Here is a 7520-nt window from a genome sequence, read left to right as displayed (position 1 = left end):
CGCCTCACGAGGTGCGGCGTGGCGAACCCTGGATCTGCTGAAGCGCGATCTTGCCGTGATGATCCTGTCCGACATCGGTGCCCTGACCGGCACCGAGGTGCAGGACATCGAGGACTGGGTGAAGAAAGGCGGCGTGCTGGTCCGCTTCGCCGGTCCACGTCTCGCCCAGCACGCCGACACGCTGGTGCCGGTGCGGCTGCGGATCGGCGACCGCGCGCTGGGCGGTGCGCTGTCCTGGTCGGAACCGGCTCGGCTCCAGCCTTTCCCGCCCAAATCGCCGTTCGAGGGGCTGACCATCCCACCCGACGTGCAGGTGAATCGTCAGGTGCTCGCCGAACCGGCCCTGGATCTGGCCGACCGCACCTGGGCAAGGCTGGCGGACGGCACGCCTCTGGTTACTTCGCAGAAGCGCGGTGATGGCTGGATCGTGCTGGTCCACACCACCGCCAGCCCGGACTGGTCGAACCTGCCGCTGTCCGGCCTGTTCGTCGACATGTTGCGCCGTCTGGTCGCGCTCAGCGGCGGCGTGACGGGAGCGTCTGCGACCGCGTCGCTCGATCCGGTCGAAGTGCTGGACGGCACCGGGCGGCTGGTTCCGCCGCCGCCGACCGCCTTCCCGATCCCCGGCAATGCTGCCGCCGACGTCATCGGACCACGCCATCCGCCGGGTTTCTACGGCACCGACGATGCGCGGCGCGCGCTGAACCTCTCCGCTGCAGTCACCTCCATCGACCCGCTGCCGCCGATGCCCGCCGGGGTTGGACGCGACGGCTATGGCGGCCGCGGCGAGGTTCCGCTGAAGCCATCGCTGTTGGCGGCAGCCCTGGCCCTGCTGTCCATCGACCTGCTGATCGCCCTCGCCCTGCGCGGCCTGCTGCGTACACCCGGCCTGAGGCGCGGTGCCGGCGGGGCGGCAGCTGGCCTTTTGCTCGCCCTCGCGCTTTCGTCCACACCGCAGCCGGCCCGCGCTCTCGATCTGGACAAGGCGGTCAAGGTGACGGCCGAAACCTACCTCGCCTATGTCCAGACTGGGGACAGCAGCGTCGACGACACCGCCCGCGCCGGGCTGGAGGGGCTGGTCGGCGTGCTCGGCCTGCGCACGGCCGTCGAGGCGGCGGGTGCGGTGGGCGTCGATCCCGAGCAGGATGAGCTGGCCTTCTACCCCCTGCTTTACTGGCCGGTGTCCGACCGCCAGAAAGCCTTGTCCGATCAGGCGCGGCAGCGGGTGAACGAGTATATGCGCAATGGCGGCACCATCCTGTTCGACACCCGCGATCAGGCGGCGGGCGGCGGCCCCGCCGTGCTGCAACGGCTGGTGCAGGGGCTGGACATCCCGCCGCTCGCCCCGGTGCCGCAGGACCATGTGCTGCGCAAATCCTTCTACCTGCTGACCGACTTCCCCGGCCGCTACACCGGCGGCCAGTTGTGGATCGAAGCGCGGGAGGGAGCGGCGAACGACGGCGTGTCCTCCGTTGTCATCGGCGGCAACGACTGGGCATCGGCCTGGGCGGTCGGCCGCAACGGCCAGCCGATGTTCGCGGTGATCCCCGGCGGCGAGCGCCAGCGTGAAATGGCTTATCGCTTTGGCGTCAACCTCGTGATGTACGCGCTGACCGGCAACTACAAGGCCGATCAGGTTCATGTGCCCGCCATCCTCGAAAGGCTCGGCCAATAAATGCCCGACGATCTGCTTTCCGGACTGTCCGTGGCGCTGGCGCCCCTGCTGCCCTGGCCGGTGCTGGGCGCGCTGGTCGGCTTTGCCCTGCTGGTGGTGCTGATTGCGGCGCTGCGCCGGGCGCGTGGCACCCTGCTGCGCCTGCTGGCGGTGACCGTCCTGGCGGTTGCACTCGTCAACCCGTCCCTGGTCCAGGAGAAGCGCGACCCGATCAAGGACGTCGCCGTGGTGGTGATCGACAATTCACCGAGCCAAGCCATCGGCGACCGCCGCGCCCGCACCGAACGGGCGGCGGAACAGCTGATAGAGCGCCTGAAGCGCTTCGACGACCTTGAAGTGCGCGTCGTCCGCAGCACCGAAGGCGGCGAAGCCGGCGGCACCATCAACGAGACCCATCTGTTCGAAGCGCTGAACCGCGCCATGGCCGATGTGCCGCGCCGACGGATGGCCGGAGCCGTCTTCATCACCGACGGCCAGGTGCATGACGTTCCCCAGGCGCCGGGCAAGCTGGCCGACATCGGCCCGATCCACACCCTGCTGACCGGCGACCGGGACGAGGGCGACCGCCGCATCGCCATCGTGCAGGCGCCGAATTACGGGCTCGTCGGCAAGCCGGTGGAACTGACCATCCGCGTCGACGACATGCCCGGCCGCCAGTCCGCCGATGCCGCGGTGACGCTGCGCCAGGATGGCGGCGCCCCCAGCACCATCCGTGTGCCGGTCGGCCGCGACATGCGCATCGATCTGCCGATCACCCATGGCGGCCAGAATGTCCTGGAGTTGGAGGTCGAACCGGCCAAGCAGGAGCTGACGCTGGCCAACAACCGCGCCGCGGTGGTGGTGAACGGCGTGCGCGACCGCCTGCGCGTGCTGCTCGTCTCCGGCGAACCCCATGCCGGCGAGCGCACATGGCGCAACCTGTTGAAGGCCGACCCGGCGGTGGATCTTGTGCATTTCACCATCCTGCGCCCGCCGGAAAAGCAGGACGGCACGCCGATCCGCGAGCTGTCGCTGATCGCCTTCCCGATCCGCGAACTGTTCGAGGTGAAGCTGGACGAGTTCGACCTGATTATCTTCGACCGCTACCGCCGCCGTGGCGTGTTGCCGCAGATGTATCTGGAGAACATTGCCGACTATGTCCGCAAGGGCGGCGCCCTGCTTGAGACCTCCGGCCAGGGCTATGCCGGTCCATTGTCGCTCTACCGCACGCCGTTGGGTTCTATCCTGCCGGCGGCCCCCGGCGGCCAGACGGTCGACCGCCCCTTTCTGCCGACCGTCACCGATGTCGGCCGCCGCCATCCGGTGACCGCCGGCCTACCCGGCGACCGACTGGACGCTCCGCCGACCTGGGGCCGCTGGTTCCATCAGGTCGAGGTGGCGCCGAACAGCGGCACGGTCGTGATGCAGGGTGCCGAGAACCGGCCTCTTCTGGTGCTGGACCGTGTCGGCAAGGGCCGGGTGGCCCAGCTTGCCTCCGACCAGATCTGGCTGTGGAGCCGCGGCTTCGAAGGCGGCGGCCCGCAGGCCGAGCTTCTGCGCCGTCTCGCCCACTGGCTGATGAAGGAACCGGAGCTGGAGGAGAACGACCTGCGTGCCCATGTGGACGGCAATCGCATCACGGTCGAACGCCGCTCCCTCACCCCCGATCCGCGCTCCGTCACCATCACCGATCCGTCCGACCAGACCAGCACCTTGCAACTGACCGACGATCGCACCGGCCGGGCCGTCGCCACCGTGACCGCGGCGGCTCCCGGCATTTACCGGATCTCCGATGGAGAGCGGACGACGCTTGCCGTGGTCGGGGCGGTGAACACGCCGGAACTGGCCGACGTGCGCTCCACCGGCGACCGCATGAAGCCGGTGGCTGAGGCGACCGGGGGTGGAATCCATTGGGTGACCGACACCGACAGCGGCCCCAATCCTGGTATCGATGTCAGGCGCACCCAACCTGACCGCAGCCAGACCGGTGCCGGTTGGATCGGCCTGCGTGCCAACGGCGACTATACGGTGACCGGAGTGACCGACGTGCCACTTCTGCCGGTGGGTGCGGTGCTGGCCCTGGTGCTGGGTGGGCTGTTGATGGCATGGCGCCGGGAGGGTCGCTGAACGGCCTCCGGAATGGCTGTTCGGTGGCGAAAATTTTCTGGAAACAGCCTGTTGCGTTCAGCCGGGCTTCCGATTATGGTGCCGCTCCTTCCGGCGATACGATTGATCGCCGCGCCGGTTGGGGCGTCGCCAAGCGGTAAGGCAGCGGTTTTTGGTACCGCCATCCGCAGGTTCGAATCCTGCCGCCCCAGCCAACTCTTCTTCCTTAAAAAACAAAGACGGACGGTGCTTTGAGCATGGCCCTCACAGGCAATGCTTGGACATTCGCCTATTGAGCGTCTTCCCCCGGTTCCAGCAGCATGACCAGGGTGTAGGCAGACCGGCCGCCGGGGCGCAGGGTCAACTGCTCCAGCGTGAGCGGCCCGTCCAGCGGATGATGGAAGCGGCGCAGGCCTCCCTCCCGCTCCAGCACGCCGTGATCCTCCCACATCCGCACGAAAACCGGGCTTTCCCGCAGCAGTCCGGCGACCAATGCCTGCACCGCCGGATCTTCAGGATGACGGGCGGTTTCGGCGCGGAACTCCGCCAGCAGGCGACGGGCGCGATTCTCCCAATCCAGGATGAAGCGTCGCGCCGTGGGATCGAGAAAGACGTAGCGCAGCAGGTTGCGCTCCACACCCTCCGGATCGCCGTCCCCTCCCAACCAGCGGCCGAACAGCCTTTCCGCGGCCAAGTTCCAGCCAACGGCTGTCCATAGACGGTCGAGCAGATAGGCCGGCGCAATCATCGCGTCCAACGCCGCCAGAATCGATGGCGGTGGCCGATCGGTCGATCCGGCGGGCGGTGCATCCGGGTCGCGCTTGCGCGTCATTTCAAACAGATAGGCCCGCTCCGCTCCAGTCAGATGCAGCGCAACGGCCAGCCGTGCCAAGGCGGACGGGGAAACCGATACGTCCCGTCCCTGCTCCAGCCAGCTGTACCAGGTGGGGCTGATGCCGCAGAGCTGGGCCAATTCCTCTCGCCGCAGACCGGGGGTGCGACGCCGGGTGGAGCCGCCTTGCAAACCGGCTTCCACCGGAGTCATCCGCTCACGATGGCGCCGCAGGAATGCGCCAAGCAGGCGCCGCCTCTCGGCTGATGGATCGGCTGCCGACGTGGGTGGGGCGATCCGTGGGGCGGGGGTGGAAGAGGTCATCGTGGCACTGCTTATACCAGGATAAACACCCTTCTTGTACCCGGTTAAGAACGGCGCGACGCTCGCCCTGTCATTCGCCCGGTTAAAAGGAAGCCACGTCATGACTCAGAACCACCACGGCGTCGTCGCCGAGAACTACGGCCCGCGCGCCAATGCCTATGTGTCCAGCGCCGTCCATGCCGGCGGTGCCGATCTGGACCAGATCGAGCAGGCTCTGCGTGGCCGCCCCGATGCGCGGGTGCTGGATCTGGGCTGTGGCGGCGGCCATGTCGCTTACCGTGCCGCTCCCCATGTTGCGGAGGTGGTGGCCGTCGATCTGACGCCCGAAATGCTGGAGGCGGTCGCCCGCACCGCGACGGAACGCGGCCTGGCCAACATCGCCACGCAACAGGCTCCGGCCGAACAACTGCCTTTCGAGGATGGCCGGTTCGACGTCGTGCTGTGCCGCTTCACCGCCCACCATTGGCGGGATTTCGAGGCGGGCCTGCGGGAGGCGCGGCGGGTTCTGGCGCCCGGCGGCATGGCGGTCTTCATCGACTGCATCGCACCGGCCACCACCATTCTCGATACCCATTTGCAGGTGGTTGAGGTGCTGCGCGATCCATCCCATGTCCGCAACCACACAGCGGCGGAATGGATGGCGGCCCTGGCACGGGCGGGCTTCGCGGTCCGGTCGCTGACGCCGCGGCGCCTACGCATGGAATTCCCGGTCTGGACGGCCCGCACCAACACCCCCGACCTCCACGCGCAGGCGATCCGGTCGCTCCAGCGCAGCGCAGCGGAAGAGGTCCGGATCCATTTCGACATCACCGAGGACGGCAGCTTCCTGCTCGACACGCTGACGCTGGAAACTGACCCGGTCTAGCAGGCTGCCGGCACCGACCGTTCCCGCCGGTCGAGGGCACCGCTCGCCAGCGTCAGGACCAGACCGCCCAGCACGAACAGTCCGCCGACCCAAGGCGTGGCGCCGAGACCGAGGGGGGAAGATACCACCTGCCCACCGAAGAAGGCGCCCGCCGCGATGCCGAGGTTGAAGGCGGCGATGTTGAGTGCCGACGCCACATCGACCGCCCCCGGCGCGTGGCGCTGTGCCAGTTGAACGACATAGAGCTGAAGACCCGGCACATTGGCGAAAGCCAGCGCGCCCATGCCGGCCAGGGTGATCAAAGCCGGGACCTTCGCGCCCGCGGTAAAGGTGAAGACGATCAGGACCAGCGCCTGCAGGGCGAACAGCCAGGCCAGCGCCCGGACCGGCCGGCGGTTGGCGAGCCGGCCGCCGACGACATTGCCGACCGCGATGGCGGCACCGTACAGCACCAGCACGAGGCTGACGGTGGCGTTGGAAAATCCGGTGATCGTCTCAAGGATCGGCGCCAGGAAGGTGAAGGCGACGAAGGTCCCGCCATACCCCAGCGCCGTGATCGCGAAAGCCAGCAGAAGCCGCGGCTTGGCCAGCACGGCGATCTGTGCGCCCAGTCCGGCGGCAGGCGGCTGGCTCAACCGCGCCGGCACGAGTGCTGCCACTCCCAACCCGCCAACGACGCCCAGCACCGATACCGCCAGGAAGGTGGCGCGCCAGCCAAAACTCTGTCCGATCCAGGTGCCCAGCGGCACGCCGGTGACGATGGCGATGGTCAGGCCGGAAAACATCATGGCGATGGCCGAGGCGCGCCTGTCCTCCGGCACCAGATCGGCGGCGATTGTCGAACCGACCGAAAAGAAGACGCCATGGGCAAAGGCGCTCAGCACCCGTGCGACCAGCAGCGTCTCATAATTGGGACTGACACCGGCCAGCAGGTTGCCGGCGACGAACACGCCCATCAGCCCCAGCAGCAACTGTTTGCGGGGGAGCCGCCCGGTCAGCGCGGTGAGCACCGGGGCTCCGAAGGTGACGCCCAGCGCATAGACGCTGACCACCATGCCCGCCAGCGGCAGGCTGACATTCAGATCATCCGCCACGGTGGGAAGCAGACCGACGACGACGAACTCGGTCGTCCCGATCGCGTAGGCGCTGATCGCCAGCGCCAGCAGTGCGAGTGGCATTTCGTAACTCTCCATTCCCTGAAAAGGACTGTGCTGGAGAGACGATGTGCGCCATAAGGTCAGGAACGGGAATGCCGGTCGAATTCCCATGATTTTGTCATTCGAGGAAAAAGTGGGGTGAAGGAGCCGGCATGAGCGATCCGCGTGCATGGGAAATGCGGGTTTTCCTGCGTGTTGCCGCCCAAGGCAGCTTCAGCGCTGCCGGGCGCGATGTCGGGATGACACCATCCTCCACGGCCAAGCTGGTCAGCCGCCTGGAGGAGCGGCTTGGTGTTCGACTGGTGGAACGATCCACCCGCAAGCTGCGCCTGACCGCGGAGGGCGACCTATACCGTGAACGGGCGGAAGTGCTGTTGGGGGAAATGGACGCGCTCGATGCCGAAATCGCCGGCGGAGCCCGCGCGCCGAGCGGCCTGATCCGCGCCAACGCTTCGGTCCCATTCGGCCAGCACTGCCTGCTGCCTCTGTTGCCCGATTTCCTGCGCCTTCATCCCGGCATCACGCTGGATATCACGATGACAGACGAGGTGGTGGATCTCTATGCCGCACGGGTCGACATCG

General features: G+C 67.8%; 6 protein-coding genes and 1 tRNA gene. 5 read left to right on the top strand and 2 right to left on the bottom strand.

From position 1 onward, the window contains the following. The 3 genes from I71_RS28700 to I71_RS28690 form a co-directional block, all read left to right on the top strand. Positions 1-1675: DUF4159 domain-containing protein (locus I71_RS28700; RefSeq protein WP_042702336.1), on the top strand; the 1675-nt coding region annotated here is incomplete at its 5' end. Further along, complete coding sequence (locus I71_RS28695; RefSeq protein WP_042702332.1) at positions 1676-3781, top strand: glutamine amidotransferase; 2106 nt, start codon at positions 1676-1678, stop codon at positions 3779-3781. A 119-nt stretch (positions 3782-3900) separates the two neighbouring features. Further along, positions 3901-3975, top strand: a tRNA-Gln gene (locus tag I71_RS28690). 74 nt (positions 3976-4049) lie between these two features. Here the strand turns inward: I71_RS28690 and I71_RS28685 are convergent. Next, positions 4050-4805, bottom strand: a complete 756-nt coding sequence (locus tag I71_RS28685; RefSeq protein WP_244434114.1) for a helix-turn-helix transcriptional regulator — start codon at positions 4803-4805, stop codon at positions 4050-4052. 211 nt (positions 4806-5016) lie between these two features. On the opposite strand from I71_RS28685, the gene I71_RS28680 reads away from it, so the two are divergent. Next, positions 5017-5781: a class I SAM-dependent methyltransferase gene (locus tag I71_RS28680; protein ID WP_042702326.1), complete on the top strand. Its 765-nt coding sequence runs from the start codon at positions 5017-5019 to the stop codon at positions 5779-5781. Here I71_RS28680 and I71_RS28675 read toward each other — a convergent pair. Next, positions 5778-6959 carry an MFS transporter gene (locus I71_RS28675; protein WP_042702323.1) on the bottom strand — a complete coding sequence of 394 codons (1182 nt, stop codon included), beginning with the start codon at positions 6957-6959 and terminating at the stop codon, positions 5778-5780. The two genes, I71_RS28680 and I71_RS28675, sit on opposite strands and share 4 nt — an antisense overlap. A 131-nt stretch (positions 6960-7090) precedes the next feature. On the opposite strand from I71_RS28675, the gene I71_RS28670 reads away from it, so the two are divergent. After that, a partial coding sequence (locus tag I71_RS28670) for a LysR family transcriptional regulator (protein ID WP_042702319.1) occupies positions 7091-7520 on the top strand: 430 nt, incomplete at its 3' end.

The sequence above is a fragment of the Azospirillum sp. B506 genome, assembly GCF_000333595.1.
In the GTDB taxonomy this organism is placed as follows: domain Bacteria; phylum Pseudomonadota; class Alphaproteobacteria; order Azospirillales; family Azospirillaceae; genus Azospirillum.
This window is presented reverse-complemented; position numbering and strand designations above follow the sequence as displayed.